Annotated in this window: 14 protein-coding genes; 4 read left to right on the top strand and 10 right to left on the bottom strand. The window is 72.7% G+C overall.

The window, feature by feature from the left end:
* Positions 1-85: 85 nt before the first annotated feature.
* Positions 86-1,687, top strand: a complete 1,602-nt coding sequence (locus ABD353_RS00260) for an acyl-CoA carboxylase subunit beta (protein WP_344621378.1) — start codon at positions 86-88, stop codon at positions 1,685-1,687.
* A gap of 58 nt (positions 1,688-1,745) precedes the next feature.
* Entirely contained in the window at positions 1,746-1,952 is a 207-nt protein-coding gene (locus ABD353_RS00255; RefSeq protein ID WP_344621377.1) for an acyl-CoA carboxylase epsilon subunit, read from the top strand.
* 56 nt (positions 1,953-2,008) lie between these two features.
* Here the strand turns inward: ABD353_RS00255 and ABD353_RS00250 are convergent, their stop codons facing one another.
* The 7 genes from ABD353_RS00250 to hemL all read right to left on the bottom strand — a co-directional run bounded on the left by ABD353_RS00250 (position 2,009) and on the right by hemL (position 9,023).
* A complete protein-coding gene (locus ABD353_RS00250) occupies positions 2,009-2,413 on the bottom strand; it encodes a hypothetical protein (protein ID WP_344621376.1) in 405 nt (134 codons plus the stop codon).
* A 140-nt stretch (positions 2,414-2,553) separates the two neighbouring features.
* Positions 2,554-3,687: a c-type cytochrome biogenesis protein CcsB gene (gene ccsB, locus ABD353_RS00245; RefSeq protein WP_344621375.1), complete on the bottom strand. Its 1,134-nt coding sequence runs from the start codon at positions 3,685-3,687 to the stop codon at positions 2,554-2,556.
* 3 nt (positions 3,688-3,690) lie between these two features.
* Positions 3,691-5,424: a cytochrome c biogenesis protein ResB gene (gene resB / locus ABD353_RS00240; RefSeq protein ID WP_344621374.1), complete on the bottom strand. Its 1,734-nt coding sequence runs from the start codon at positions 5,422-5,424 to the stop codon at positions 3,691-3,693.
* 2 nt (positions 5,425-5,426) lie between these two features.
* Positions 5,427-6,197 carry a cytochrome c biogenesis CcdA family protein gene (locus ABD353_RS00235; RefSeq protein WP_344621373.1) on the bottom strand — a complete coding sequence of 257 codons (771 nt, stop codon included), beginning with the start codon at positions 6,195-6,197 and terminating at the stop codon, positions 5,427-5,429.
* Positions 6,194-6,790, bottom strand: coding sequence for a TlpA family protein disulfide reductase (locus tag ABD353_RS00230; protein ID WP_344621372.1), 597 nt, complete (start codon positions 6,788-6,790; stop codon positions 6,194-6,196). The genes ABD353_RS00235 and ABD353_RS00230 overlap by 4 nt, the downstream gene beginning before the upstream one ends.
* Before the next feature lie 185 nt (positions 6,791-6,975).
* The gene (locus ABD353_RS00225) at positions 6,976-7,623 is read right to left on the bottom strand and encodes a histidine phosphatase family protein (RefSeq protein WP_344621516.1); all 648 of its coding nucleotides are present in this window, start codon (positions 7,621-7,623) and stop codon (positions 6,976-6,978) included.
* 23 nt (positions 7,624-7,646) lie between these two features.
* Positions 7,647-9,023 (bottom strand): glutamate-1-semialdehyde 2,1-aminomutase, encoded by a 1,377-nt coding sequence (gene hemL / locus ABD353_RS00220; RefSeq protein ID WP_344621515.1) that lies wholly within the window; start codon positions 9,021-9,023, stop codon positions 7,647-7,649.
* A gap of 367 nt (positions 9,024-9,390) precedes the next feature.
* Here hemL and ABD353_RS00215 point away from each other — a divergent pair, with 367 nt between their 5' ends.
* Positions 9,391-10,005, top strand: a complete 615-nt coding sequence (locus tag ABD353_RS00215; protein ID WP_425555046.1) for a hypothetical protein — start codon at positions 9,391-9,393, stop codon at positions 10,003-10,005.
* Positions 10,006-10,184: 179 nt separating this feature from the next.
* On the opposite strand, the gene ABD353_RS00210 is transcribed toward ABD353_RS00215, so the two are convergent.
* From ABD353_RS00210 to ABD353_RS00200, 3 genes are all read right to left on the bottom strand, one after another.
* Positions 10,185-10,931: a Clp protease N-terminal domain-containing protein gene (locus tag ABD353_RS00210; protein WP_344621371.1), complete on the bottom strand. Its 747-nt coding sequence runs from the start codon at positions 10,929-10,931 to the stop codon at positions 10,185-10,187.
* A gap of 81 nt (positions 10,932-11,012) precedes the next feature.
* A complete protein-coding gene (locus tag ABD353_RS00205) occupies positions 11,013-11,546 on the bottom strand; it encodes a hypothetical protein (RefSeq protein WP_344621370.1) in 534 nt (177 codons plus the stop codon).
* Positions 11,543-12,778: a serpin family protein gene (locus ABD353_RS00200; protein WP_344621369.1), complete on the bottom strand. Its 1,236-nt coding sequence runs from the start codon at positions 12,776-12,778 to the stop codon at positions 11,543-11,545. The genes ABD353_RS00205 and ABD353_RS00200 overlap by 4 nt, the downstream gene beginning before the upstream one ends.
* 110 nt (positions 12,779-12,888) lie before the next feature.
* Between ABD353_RS00200 and ABD353_RS00195 the strand changes: the two genes are divergently transcribed.
* Positions 12,889-13,401, top strand: coding sequence for a hypothetical protein (locus tag ABD353_RS00195; protein WP_344621368.1), 513 nt, complete (start codon positions 12,889-12,891; stop codon positions 13,399-13,401).
* Positions 13,402-13,447 lie beyond the last annotated feature (46 nt).

The following is a 13,447-nucleotide window of genomic DNA, read 5'->3' as shown; positions in this document are numbered from 1 at the left end:
AGGTGAAGAAGTGTTCGCCGGAGCAGCAGCCGCGTACCGCAGGCCGCCTGCCGGGACAGTTCCCTCACACTTGGAGTGGTTCGAGATGACGGTTCTGCACGATGCGCCGGTCGGCGGAGAGATCCCCGCGATCCCGGCCGACGCGCGCGGGCGGGTGGCCGAGCTGCACGAGCTCCGGGAGCAGGTCCGGCGGGGTCCCAGCGAGAAGGCCACCGAGGCCCAGCACGCCAAGGGCAAGCTGACCGCCCGCGAGCGGATCGACCTGCTGCTGGACGAGGGCTCCTTCCGCGAGGTGGAGCCGCTGCGCCGGCACCGCGCCCAGGGCTTCGGCCTGGAGGCGAAGAAGCCGCACACCGACGGTGTGGTGGTCGGCTGGGGCACCGTGCACGGCCGGACGGTCTTCGTCTACGCGCACGACTTCCGGATCTTCGGCGGCGCGCTGGGCGAGGCCCACGCGCAGAAGATCCACAAGATCATGGACATGGCCATCGCGGCCGGTGCGCCGCTGGTGTCGCTGAACGACGGCGCCGGCGCCCGCATCCAGGAGGGCGTCACCGCCCTCGCCGGCTACGGCGGCATCTTCCAGCGCAACACCAAGGCCTCGGGCGTGATCCCGCAGATCTCGGTCATGCTCGGCCCCTGCGCCGGCGGCGCCGCCTACTCCCCCGCGCTCACGGACTTCGTGTTCATGGTCCGGGAGACCTCGCAGATGTTCATCACCGGCCCGGACGTCGTCCAGGCCGTAACCGGCGAGAAGATCACCCAGAACGGCCTCGGCGGCGCCGACGTGCACTCCTCGGTCTCCGGCGTCTCGCACTTCGTCTACGACGACGAGCAGTCCTGCATCGAGGAGGTCCGCTACCTCCTCTCGCTGCTGCCGCAGAACAACCGCGAGATGCCGCCGGCCAGCTCCACCGACGACCCGGTGGAGCGCCGCAACGAGAGCCTGCTCGACCTGGTGCCCGCGGACGGCAACCGCCCGTACGACATGCGCAAGGTCATCGAGGAGGTCGTCGACCACGGCGAGTACCTGGAGGTCCACGAGCGCTGGGCGACCAACGTCATCGTGGCCCTGGCCCGGATCGACGGGCACGTGGTCGGCCTGATCGCCAACCAGCCGCAGTCGCTGGCCGGCGTGCTCGACATCAACGCCAGCGAGAAGGCCGCGCGCTTCGTCCAGATGTGCGACGCCTTCAACATCCCGATCGTCACCCTGCTCGACGTCCCCGGCTTCCTGCCCGGTGTCGACCAGGAGCACGGCGGCATCATCCGGCACGGCGCGAAGCTGCTCTACGCCTACTGCAACGCCACCGTGCCGCGGATCTCGCTGATCCTGCGCAAGGCCTACGGCGGCGCCTACATCGTCATGGACTCCCGCTCCATCGGCGCGGACCTGTCGTTCGCCTGGCCGACCAACGAGATCGCCGTGATGGGCGCCGAGGGCGCCGCCAACGTGATCTTCCGCCGCGACATCGCCGCGGCCGAGGACCCGGAGGCGATGCGGGCCCAGAAGATCAAGGAGTACAAGAGCGAGCTGATGCACCCGTACTACGCGGCCGAGCGCGGCCTCGTGGACGACGTCATCGACCCCGCGGAGACCCGTCAGGTGCTCGCCGCCTCGCTCGCCATGCTCCGCACCAAGCACGCCGACCTGCCGAGCCGCAAGCACGGCAACCCTCCGATGTAACCGGTTCTTACGCCGATCGGAACCCGTCAGACTTCACCATGGGGGAGAAACAAGGACCATGAGCGCTTCCGCCGAACCCCTTGTCCGCATCGTCCGCGGCTCGCTGAACGCCGAGGAGCTGGCCGCCCTGACCGCGGTGCTGCTCGCCCGGGCCGCCACCGCCCAGCAGGCCGCCGCCCCGGCGGTCGAGCCGATCGCCAGCTGGCAGCGCCTGGAGCGCCGCCCGGCGTACTACTCGCCGGTCAGCTGGCAGCAGGCCGCCTGACACGCACCCGGGCCCCGCACGGTCACCGTGCGGGGCCCGGGTCGTTCACCGACGCGCTACGCGGCCGCGAGGGCGGCCGGACGGCCCTCGTGCATGGTCGACAGGTGCTCGGCGAGCAGCTGCGGGTCCTGGCCCAGCCAGAGCCGGACGGCGGCCCCGAGCACGATGCACGAGGAGCCGAGGCGCACCCCGGTGGTCTGGGCGATCCGGCCCGCCGCCGGGCCGAGCAGGTCGGCCAGGTCGGTCGGCAGCCAGACGGTCTGCGCGCACGGCGCGGGCGCCCGCAGGGCGGCCACCAGGCGGTAGGCGTCCTGGGCGCAGTGCAGGGTCGGCAGGATGTCCAGCAGACCGTCCGCGACGACCTCGGAGACGTCGCTGCGATGGCCCTGGGCCAGCCGGCGGAGCAGTGCTCTCTCCGCAGCGGTGATCCGGACGGTCAGCATGACCTCGTCGCTCTCCATGGCGGCCCCTCCTCGCGGCTGACTGGACGTCCTGGTCAACGACCGGACGGGCGATCCCTCACGGTTTCTTCGGTGGAACGGCCCCGCCCGGGGCGGCGGCCGGTGGCCGGCGGCACGCCCGCGGGCGTGCGGCCGGCCTCTCAGACGCCGGCGTACGAGTGCTTGCCGGTGACGAAGATGTTGACGCCGTAGTAGTTGAACAGCCAGCAGGCGAACGCCAACAGGGCCAGATAGGCCGCCTTTCGGCCCCTCCACCCGGCGGTGGCCCGGGCGTGCAGGTACGCGGCGTAGGCGACCCAGGTGATGAAGGACCAGGTCTCCTTCGGGTCCCACTCCCAGTACTTGCCCCAGGCCGCCTCGGCCCAGATCGCGCCGGCGATGATGGTGAACGTCCAGAGCGGGAAGACCAGGGCGTTGATCCGGTACGAGAGCTTGTCGAGGGTCGACGCGGCGGGCAGCCGCTCCCAGACCGAGACCGGGATGCGCAGCGGGCCGCCGGGCAGGCCGGCCTCGACCCGGCGCTCGTAGGAGTCCTTGCCGAGGTACAGCACGGTGGCCACGAAGGCCGCGTACAGCGCACCGCCGCAGATGATCGCGGTGGAGACGTGGATGCCCAGCCAGTACGAGTGCAGCGCCGGGACGAGCTGCTCGGAGTCGGTGTAGAGCACCGAGACGGCGACGCCCAGGGTCAGCAGCACGGCCAGCACCACCGGCAGGCCCAGCCAGCGGACCTTCTTGCCCGCCACCAGCAGGCCCAGGTAGGCGAGCATCATGGTGAGCCCGAAGGCGCAGGAGAACTCGTACATGTTGCCCCACGGCCAGCGCATCACCGACAGACCGCGGGTGAGCACGCCGCCGGCGTGCAGCAGGACGCCGAGGACGGTCAGCGAGACGGCGATCCGGCCCGCCAGGTCGCCCCGCTCGCTGGTGCCCGCGGCGCCGGGGCCGTCGGCCGCCGAGCCGTCGCCGCGGCCGCTGGTGACCACGGTGGCGCCGGCGTCGGCGAGGGCGGTGCGGGTGAGCGTGGTGGTGCCCCCGTCCACGGTGGCCACCGTGACGGTGACCTTGCGGGCGGCGGACTTGGACTCCTCGGCGGCCAGGGTCGCGGCCAGCCCGCCGGACTGCTCGGCGGAGCGGACGGCGATCGCGCCCTTGCTGCCGAACGTCCACTCGAAGAGGTGGGCGAACATCGCCAGGGTGTACACGGCCATCGCCGAGTAGATCAGCTTGTTGGAGAGGTCGGCCAGATGAGGGTCGACCGAGGCGAGATTCACCGTCTACTCCTTGGAGTCCGGGTCTGCGGGGTTTGCCGGTGCGGGGTTTGCCGGTGCGGGGACGGCGGCGGGCTCCGGCCCGTCCGTCACGGTGTCCGGGTCGGGCTCGTCGAGGGCCGGGGCGTCGTCCTGGAGGTCGACGGCGAACTCGGCGAGCTCCTCGGCCGTGCGGGCGGACTCGCTGCGGGCGAGGCCGGCCAGCTCGACCAGCGTGCTGCCGTCCGGGGAGGCGGTGACGCGGACCCAGATCCGGCGGCGCTGCACGAACAGCGAGCCGATCAGGCCGAGGATCGCGCAGACCGCGCCGGCGAGCGCGACCGCGTTGCCCGGGCGGTGGGAGACGTTGAAGCTGGCCCACTGCTGGTAGCCGTCGAAGGTGACGGTGCCGTAGCCGTCCGGCAGCTCCCAGCCCTGGCCGGGCTTGAGCTTGACGCGGGCGATGTCGCCGTCCTGCTTCAGCTGGGTCATGTGGCTGGTGTCGAGCTGGTAGACGTTCTGCGGCAGGCCGGAGTCGGTGCCGAGGTCGCCGGCGAAGGCGGTGAGCACCAGCATCGGCTCGGCGGCGTCCGGGAAGAGCGAGATCGGGCCGGTCTTCTCGAAGTTCACCGGCGCGGTCGGCAGGAAGTACCCGTTGAAGCCCAGGTCGACGTCCTTGCCGTCCTTCTTGCCGTAGTCGCTGACCTTGATCACGCCGGTGGAGGTGAGGTTGCTGTCCTGCGGCAGGAAGGGCGTGGGGCCCTTGTAGACGACCTCGCCCTTGGCGTTCTTCACGGTGACGACCGGCGCGTAGCCGTGGCCGATCAGGAAGACCTTGGAGCTGCCGATCTCCAGCGGGTGGTTGACCTCGATGTCGCCCTTGGTCAGCTTCTTGTCGTCGGTGCCCGTCCAGTACCGGATGTGCGCGGTGAACTGGCGGGCGCTGCCGATCTGCTCGCCGGAGGTCTGGTAGCGGGCGGTGAAGCCGTCCAGCTTGAAGCCGAAGGCGTCCAGGTCGTCGACGGTGTAGAAGGCGGAGCCGGTGAAGTCGTCGTACTGGGTGGTGGTGTTGGCGAATCCCTGGCCCTCGATCATCAGCTTGCCGCCCTGGCCGCTGCCCAGGCTGGCCCAGGCGAAGCCCGCCAGCAGGGCGAACAGCGAGAAGTGGAAGAGCAGGTTGCCGACCTCGCGCAGGTAGCCCTTCTCCGCGGCGACCGCGCCGCCGGCGGAGGTGGCCCGGAAGCGACGCTTGCGCAGCAGCCGGTGCGCGGCCGCGTTGACCGCCTCGGGGTCGGCGTCGGTCCGCCAGGCGGCGTAGACCGGCATCCGGGTCAGGTTGCGCGGGGCGGCCGGCGGCTGGGCGCGCAGCACGCCGACGAACTGCCAGGTGCGCGGGACGATGCAGCCGGCCAGCGAGACGAACAGCAGGATGTAGATCGCCGAGAACCAGACCGAGCTGTAGACGTCGAACAGCTGGAGCTTCTCGTAGAGCGGGGTGATGCCCTGGTGGGCGGCCTTCCAGGTCTGCACCTTGAAGGCGTTCTGGCTGTTCTGCGGGATCAGCGAGCCGGGGATCGCCGCCAGCGAGAGCAGGAAGAGCAGGATCAGCGCGACCCGCATCGAGGTGAGCTGGCGCCACGTCCAGCGGACCCAGCCGAGCACGCCGATGCCGACCGGGGCCTCCGCCTCCTCGGGGGCGGTGCTGAGGCGCTCGACGTCGGCCTCGCCGTCGTCGGTGGTCACGGTCCTGGTGTCGCTCACGGTCAGATTCCGATCGTGGTGTCGCCGCTGAGTTGCCGCATGTGGTCGATCAGGACGTCCCACACGCCGGTGACCAGGAGCAGGCCGACCGCGACGAGCATGCCGCCGCCGATCCGCATCACCCACTGGTAGTGCTGCTTGACCCAGCCGAACGCCCCGAGCGCCTTGCGGAAGGCGAGCGCGGCAAGGATGAACGGTACGCCGAGTCCGGCGCAGTACACCGTCATCAGCAGTGCGCCGCGCCCGGCGCTGGCCTGGGCGGCCGAGAGGTTGAGGATCGACGAGAGCGTCGGGCCGATGCAGGGCGTCCAGCCCACACCGAAGACCAGACCCAGCAGCGGGGCGCCGGCCAGCCCGATCGCCGGGCGGCGGTGGGTGCGCACCTCGCGGTTGGTGAAGCCGGGCAGCAGCCCCATGAAGGCGAGGCCCATGAGGACGGTCAGCGCGCCCAGCACGATGTTGATGGTGCGCTGGTACTGCTGGAGGGTGTTGCCGAAGAAGCCGAAGAGCGCGCCGGTGGAGACGAACACGGCGGTGAAGCCGAGCACGAACAGCAGTGCGCCGAGCAGCATGCGCCCGCGGCGCGCCCCCTTGGCGTCGGCGAGGTCGACGGCGGAGAAGCCGGTGACGTAGCTGAGGTAGCCGGGGACGAGCGGCAGCACGCAGGGCGAGAAGAAGGAGAGCAGCCCCGCGGTGAGGGCGATCGGCAGGGCGAGGACGAGGGCCCCGCTGAAGACCGTCTCGTTGGTGCCGAAGGCCGCGAGCGCGCTCACTTCTGCTCCGCGAGGACCGGGGTGATCATCTTCTCCAGGTCCTCGGTGGAGAGGGCGCGCATCGCGCGGGCGGCGAGCCCGCCCTCCCGGTCGACCACGATGGTGGTCGGGATGGACTGCGGGTTGAGGCTGCCCTTGGGGAAGCGCAGGATCTGGGTGCCGTCCGGGTCGTACAGGCTCGGGTAGGTGATGCCGGTCTGCTGCTCGAACCGGATCGCGTTGGCCGGGTCGACGTCCCGGGTGTTGATGCCGAGGAACTGGACGCCCTTGTCCTGGTACTTCTGGGCGACCTCCTGGAGGTTCTTGCCCTCGGCGCGGCACGGGCCGCACCAGGAGCCCCAGACGTTGAGGACGACGACCTTGCCCTTGTAGTCGGCGAGCGCGACCGGCTTGCCGTCCAGGGTCTTGCCGTCGATCGCGGGCGCCGGCGTCCGGGAGCCGGGGGCGGCGGTGGCGATGCCGGCCTTGCCGGTGATGAAGCCGGCCTGCCCCCCGCCGTCGGAGGTACCGGAGCTGCAGGCGGTCAGTGCGAGCGCGGCGGCGGCACCGAGCGTGGCGGCCAGGCGGGTGCGGCGGCGGGTCGTCCCAGACATGTGAAAAGTTTCGCATGGGACTTTGGGCAGGTTTGAGGGGGTCCGACGTTACGGGTCGAACCCCCTCTGACCTGCAGTTTCTGCACTTATGATCCGCTTATCCCAGGCATTTCACCGCTGTGTCGGCGGTCACTCGGGAATGCGCGGGCGCCCCGGCGGAAGGCCTCCGCGAGAGGGCCTCCGCGTCAGGCGCCGAAGCTCTTGCCGACCGGCTTGGACTTGCCGCCCTTGCCCACCAGGTGGGCCGGCAGCAGGTCCCGGGCCGGCTCGCGGTAGCCGATCGAGACGATCCGGTCGCCCTCGTAGGTGAAGCTGGTCAGCGAGGCCAGCGAGCACTGCCGGTTGCGCGGGTCGTGCCACAGCCGCCGGCGCTCGGCGAACGAGCGGACGATCCAGATCGGCAGCTGGTGGCTGACGCAGACCGCCTCGTGCCCGCGCGCGGCGTCCCGGGCCGCGGCGAGCGCGCCCATCATCCGCACGACCTGCTCGATGTACGGCTCGCCCCAGGACGGCTTGAACGGGTTGGTCAGGTACTTCCAGTGGCCGGGGTTCTTCAGCGAGCCGTCGCCGACGCCGAAGGTCTTGCCCTGGAAGATGTTGTCCGCCTCGATCAGCCGCTCGTCGACGGCCACCTCCAGGCCGTGCGCCTTGCCGATCGGCTCGGCCGTCTCCTGGGCGCGCTCCAGCGGCGAGGCCACCACGTGGGTGATGTCCCGGTCCGCGAGGTGCTCGGCGACCCGGTCGGCCATCTGCCGGCCGAGCTCGGAGAGGTGGTAGCCGGGGAGGCGCCCGTAGAGGATGCCCTCCGGGTTGTGCACCTCTCCGTGGCGCATCAGGTGGACGACGGTGGTCTCGCTCACACGGCCTCCTCGGTGGCCTCGGCGGCGGCCCGGGCGGCCGCGGGCAGGGCTGCGGCGATCCGCTCGATCGCCCGCTCGTCGTGGGCCGACGAGACGAACCAGGACTCGAAGGCCGAGGGCGGCAGGTAGACGCCCTGGGACAGCATCGAGTGGAAGAAGGAGTTGAAGCGGAACGCCTGCTGGCGGCGGGCCGCGTCGTAGTCGGTGACCTGCTCCTCGGTGAAGAACACCGAGAACATGCTCCCGGCCTTCTGCAGGCGGTGGGCCACGCCCTCCTTGGCGAGCGCCTCGGCGACCAGGCCGGAGACCTGCTCGGCGACCCGGTCGACGGCGGCGTACACCTCGTCGGTGCAGTTGCGCAGCTGGGCGAGGCCCGCCGCGGTGGCGATCGGGTTCCCGGAGAGCGTGCCGGCCTGGTAGACCGGGCCGGCCGGGGCCAGGTGCGCCATGACGTCGGCACGGCCGCCGAAGGCCGCGGCCGGGAAGCCGCCGCCCATGACCTTTCCGAAGGTCAGCAGGTCCGGCGCCCAGCCCTCGTGCGCGGCCTCCAGGCCGTACCAGCCGGCCTTGGAGACGCGGAAGCCGGTCATCACCTCGTCCGAGACGAACAGCGCGCCGTCGGCCCGGCAGAGCTCGGCCAGGCCCCGGTTGAAGCCGGGCAGCGGCGGGACGACGCCCATGTTGCCGGGCGAGGCCTCGGTGATCACGCAGGCGATCTCGCCGGGGTGCGCGGCGAAGGCCTGCCGGACGGCCTCCAGGTCGTTGTACGGCAGCACGATGGTGTCGCCGGCCTGGGCGCCGGTGACACCGGGGGTGTCCGGCAGGGCGAAGGTGGCCACGCCGGAGCCGGCGGCGGCCAGCAGCGCGTCCACGTGGCCGTGGTAGCAGCCGGCGAACTTCACGACCTTCGAACGGCCGGTGAAGCCGCGCGCGAGCCGGATCGCCGACATGGTCGCCTCGGTGCCGCTGGAGACCAGGCGGACCTGCTCGACCGGTGCCACCCGCGCGGTGATCTCCTCGGCCAGCTCGACCTCGCCCTCGCCGGGGGTGCCGAAGGAGGTGCCGCGGACGACCGCCCGCTGCACCGCCTCGATCACCGCCGGGTGCGCGTGGCCGAGGATCATCGGGCCCCAGGAGCAGACCAGGTCGACGTACTCGCGGCCGTCGGCGTCGGTCAGGTAGGGGCCGCTGCCGGACACCATGAAGCGGGGGGTTCCGCCGACCGCCCGGAAGGCCCGGACTGGCGAGTTCACGCCACCCGGGGTGACGACGGAGGCGCGCTCGAACAGCGACCGGGACTGCGGAGCCTCGTACGGATAGCTCGGGGGACTGGTCCGCGGGTCGCCATCGGACCCGCTCTCGGGGTTGCTCACGGGGTTGGTCACCTGAACATGCTCTCAAATCGTGTCCTTGCTCTCCGCATGCCGGACCCGATCATCTGGAACGATGATCCGTGTGCTGCTGCCTCGGCAGGGGGTTCGGACTGTACGGTTGTCCGTGCGACCGTCGCGAAGGAGTCCGGCCCGTGGGCCGGGAGTCCGGGCACAGCGGGGCGCACGTCCCGGATCGGGCCGACGGACGCCGGGGGGCGACCGTTCGAACCGGCCGGCGGACCGCGGCGACGCGGTCACTGGGCGGTGCGGCTCGCGGTGTGTACGGCGGCACAAGACGGGTAAGTGGCACGTTCGGAGGGACACCGGGCGTGTGGGGGTCTGTCGATTCCGGCGAATTCCGGTGAGGATGGTCCGAGTGTCCGAGGCGCAGGACGGCTTCGAGGAGGCCACGGGTGGCCCCCGTCCCTCCGCGGAGGCCGCGCACGGCGGGGGTACGGGTACAGGCGGCAGGGGAAGGCGGGGCGAGGGACGCGTGGGAGTCACCTACAAGTACTTCGGCGCACCCGACCGTGCCACCGCGGCGAGAGTCCCCACCGCGCTGGGCCCCGGCGGTCTCGGCCTGGACGCCGGGGAGCTCGGCTCGCTGGGCCGGCTCGGCGACCTGATGGAGACGAGCGGCTCGCTCAACGGCCACCTCTCCACCAAGATCAAGCCCGAGACGATGAGCGCGATGGTGCTCACCGGCATCCAGGGCGTTCCGCTGCACCAGGTCCCGCCGCTGGAGCTGGTCGTGCTGCACCCCGACTACGCGGTCGTGCAGCTGCCGCACAACGTGGTCGAGCCGCTGCGCAAGGCGGACGAGACCCAGCTCGGCGCCGCCGCCTTCATCTGGTCGACCGTGCCGGACCGGCGCGGCCCGCGCGACGCCTTCGTGATCTACCAGATGCTGCACGAGTGGCAGGACTTCGCCAACCGCCTGCACGACGCCGGCCACCAGCTGTACTGCCTGGTCTGGCCGTAGGCCCCTCCTCCGGACCCGGGACCGGACGCCGGCCCGGGTGGGTCCGGGCGTCCCTCGGCATGCCGCCCCGCGAGCACCCGCAGTGCGTCGGCACGCGACAGGGGGCGCGCGGAGACTCCCGGCAGCCGGGTGATGCCTCCGCGCGCCCCCTGCGGGCGGCCGGTACTGCGCGGCCGGTCCTACTCCTCGGCCGGCGGCCGGACGGCGGTGAAGGCGGCGAGCGCCTCGGCGATCAGCGACTCGGCGGCCGCGCGGTCGACGCCGAGCCCGGAGAGCGGGCCCTCGCCGTCCTCCAGCTCCAGCAGGGCGAAGAGGATGTGCTCGGTGCCGACGTAGTTGTGACCCAGCCGCAGGGCCTGACGGAAGGTCAACTCCAGCGCCTTGCGCGCCCGGGCGTCGTACGGGACGAGCTCGGGCCGCTCGTCCGCCGCCGGCGGGAGGGCCGCCGCGGCCGCCTCGCCGACGGCCTCCGGAGTGACCCCCTCGGCGGCGAGCGCCCGGACGGCGAGACCGTCCGGCTCGGCGAGCAGGCCGAGCACCAGGTGCTCGGGGGTGACCTCGGCGTTGCCGGCGGCGCGGGCCTCGTCGTGGGCGGCCGCCACGGTGTTGCGGGCCCGCGGGGTGAAGCGGCCGAAGCCCTGACTCGGGTCGAGGTCGGAGGGCGCGCCCGGGTCCTTGGGGACGAAGCGCTTCTGCGCGGCCTGCCGGGTGACCCCCATGCTCCTGCCGATGTCGGTCCAGGAGGCGCCGGAGCGCCGGGCCTGGTCCACGAAGTGGCCGATGAGGTGGTCCGCGATCTCGCCGAGGTGCTCGGCGGCGAGGACGGCGTCGGCGAGCTGGTCGAGCGCGCCGGTGTGGACCTGCTTGATGGCCTCGATGAGGTCGTCGAGGCGGACGGGATGCGTCAACTGGACCGGATTCACCATGCGTCAACCTTAGGTTGACAGTCCAGGGGTGTCAACCGTCGGTTGACACTCCTGGTTCGGGTGCGCCGGGCTCCTCGGCCGTCAGCCGCCCTCCCACCAGCGGGGTGCGGCGTCGTCCGGCGTCCGCGGGCTGGCGAAGTGGAAGGGCACGCCGAGGCGGTCGGCCAGCTCCCGGCCGACCCGGTCCGCCTCGACAGCCTCCGGCCAGGGCGGCACCGCACCGTTGAAGAGCCGCAGGTCACCGCCGCCGCGGAGGACGGCCAGCCGGTGCTCGGCACACGGCTCGGCGGCCACCGCGAGGAGGACGACGAACCAGCCGAAGGTGTCGCCGTCCCACACCGCCTCGATCGCCCCGACCCGGAAGGGCAGACCGGCGACGGCCGCGACCAGGCCCTCGGCGTCCGGAGGCGCCGTGGGCTCCCACGGGGCGGGGGCGCCGAGCAGCTGCCGACGGGCCTCGACCACGTCGAGCGCGGCGTGGATCCCGGGCCGCTCCCGGCCGGGGCTGCCGTCGAAATCGTCGCGGACGGCCTTGACCGCCCGGATCACGTGCCCGCGGGCCAGCCAACCGTCCACCTCGGCCCGCGCCCCGGCGCCGAGGTCCTCCCAGGTCACCGCTCCTCCTCGTCCCACTCCTCCTCGTCCCACTCCAGCGGCTCGGGCTCGTACGGGTCCGGCTGCTCCACCCAGCCCGCCGCCAGCACCAGCCGGGAGGTGCGGTGCACGGCGAGGAAGCCGAAGGGACGGTCCGTGGTGAACTCCACCCGGCGGACCCGGTACGGCGGTGGCGCCGGCGCACTGCCCACGGCCACCCCCAGTGCGGTGACCGCCGCGGCGCGGAAGCCCAGTGCGCCGAAGGTCGCCGTCGCCGACTGCGCGGCCGCCCGGACTTCGAGCGGCGGATCCGCACAGATCCCCGGGAGATGGCCGCTGCCGTCCGGCTCCTGCCGGGAGACCGTACCGAGCCCGAAGCGGCCGGCGTCCGCCAGCAGATCGTGCTCGGCCGTCACCGTGAACCGGGCGACCTCCGCCATCAGCTGATGCCGTGGAACCTCGCTGCGGACGGCGCGGACCCGGACCCCGGGACCGGCCTCGCCGTACGGCAACAGATCCCCCGTCACCCGGCAGTGCCGGCCCGCGAGGATGCCGAGCCCACCGCCGAGCACCTCGCCCGGGCGGGCGTTCTCCTCGCCGACGAGCAGGTGGACGTCGATCCCGCCGGCCCCCAGGACCCGCAGCTCGGAGACCGGCCCGGCGGGCGTCCCGACCACGGCGACCCGGTCCAGCAACGAGGTGAACCGGTAGAGGCCGGCGAACTCCCGGTCGGCCCACGGGCCCGTCCCGGGGCACAGGACGCCCGCCTTGAACGGGCGGATCCAGTCGGTGCGGACGGCGAGCGCCGAGGCCAGCAGAAGGATCGTGTCCGGCTGGACCCGGAGCGGGAACTCCTCGATCTGCCCGTTCGTGTGGCGGGCCGCCCAGGCGTCCAACTGCGGCTGGATCTCCGGGCCGGTGAGCGACTGGTGGAGGTGGGCCGGGAGGCCGGCCGTCCACTCCGGGGAGACCCGCAGCGCGGGCGCCGTCCACAGCCCGACCGCCGCAGCCACCCCGGGCAACCGGCCCAGAGCGCCCAGCAGTTCACGGGCCCGCTCGGCAGCCGACGCGGCCGGCACCCCGAGCGCGTCGGCCAGCTCCTTGCCCGCGGCCCCGTCCGCCCCGGAGGCGAGCGCGGCCAGCAGCGGCCACAGCCCGGCCGCGGTGAACACCGTGCCCCCGGCCGTCGGAACGCCCCGTGCCCAGCGCTCGGTCAGCGAATTGACGGCCCGTACCGTCGTGGTCGAAAGCATGCTCCCCGCCCTGCCGCACCGATGGTGCGCCGCAGCATAGGCACCCCCCACGAACCTGACCACCGGATTTCCGGGTGCACCGACGCCCAGCCGCGCCTACCCTGCCGGGCATGACCAGGCCCTACCGGTACGTCGGACCACCGGACATCGCGCTGAAGGCCCGGACTGCACCGCCCGGGGTGCCCGTCCGGACGGCGGCGGACCTCGCCGACTGGCTGGGTGGCCGCGAACCGGACGAGTTGCGCGAGCCCGTCACCTTCGTGGTGGACGAGCGGGGCGTGCTGCTGCTCGCACCGCGGCGCAGCGAGCACGTGGCCTGCGCGGGCGGCCGACCCGTCCTGGCGGCGGGCGAGATCGCCTTCGTCCGTGGCCCGGGCGACGGTTGGGAGGTCTCCTCGGTCACCAACCAGTCCACCGGCTACGCCCCTGGGGGCAGGTGCTTCCCCTCGGTGGCGGCGGCCGTGGCGGCGCTGGGGCTGACGCCGCCGGACCGCTTCGACCCGGTGTTCGTGTTCCGCCGCTGCCCGGCCTGCCGGGAGCTCAACGTGGTGCGCGAGGAGGACTTCCACTGCGCGCCGTGCGGCGCCGCTCTGCCGCACGCGTGGAACGTGGACGAGCGCTGAGCCGGGCTGTGGCGGACGGGACACGGGCAGTGCCCCGTCCGCCGAC

Origin of the sequence: Kitasatospora arboriphila, from assembly GCF_039528095.1 — a bacterium.
In the GTDB taxonomy this organism is placed as follows: Bacteria; Actinomycetota; Actinomycetes; order Streptomycetales; family Streptomycetaceae; genus Kitasatospora; species Kitasatospora arboriphila.
The sequence above is the reverse complement of the archived record's forward strand: the minus strand, read 5'-3'. Positions and strand labels throughout refer to the sequence as shown.

What these genes read in the sequence shown, in the direction of transcription:
- ABD353_RS00225 (WP_344621516.1), bottom strand. Translation starts at nt 7,623, where the DNA reads ATGCGCCACGGAGAGGTGCACAACCCGGAGGGCATCCTCTACGGGCGC.
- ABD353_RS00255 (WP_344621377.1), top strand. Translation starts at nt 1,746, where the DNA reads ATGAGCGCTTCCGCCGAACCCCTTGTCCGCATCGTCCGCGGCTCGCTG.
- ABD353_RS00195 (WP_344621368.1), top strand. Translation starts at nt 12,889, where the DNA reads ATGACCAGGCCCTACCGGTACGTCGGACCACCGGACATCGCGCTGAAG.
- ABD353_RS00250 (WP_344621376.1), bottom strand. Translation starts at nt 2,413, where the DNA reads ATGGAGAGCGACGAGGTCATGCTGACCGTCCGGATCACCGCTGCGGAG.
- ABD353_RS00200 (WP_344621369.1), bottom strand. Translation starts at nt 12,778, where the DNA reads ATGCTTTCGACCACGACGGTACGGGCCGTCAATTCGCTGACCGAGCGC.
- ABD353_RS00230 (WP_344621372.1), bottom strand. Translation starts at nt 6,790, where the DNA reads ATGTCTGGGACGACCCGCCGCCGCACCCGCCTGGCCGCCACGCTCGGT.
- ABD353_RS00260 (WP_344621378.1), top strand. Translation starts at nt 86, where the DNA reads ATGACGGTTCTGCACGATGCGCCGGTCGGCGGAGAGATCCCCGCGATC.
- ABD353_RS00210 (WP_344621371.1), bottom strand. Translation starts at nt 10,931, where the DNA reads ATGGTGAATCCGGTCCAGTTGACGCATCCCGTCCGCCTCGACGACCTC.
- ABD353_RS00215 (WP_425555046.1), top strand. Translation starts at nt 9,391, where the DNA reads ATGGTCCGAGTGTCCGAGGCGCAGGACGGCTTCGAGGAGGCCACGGGT.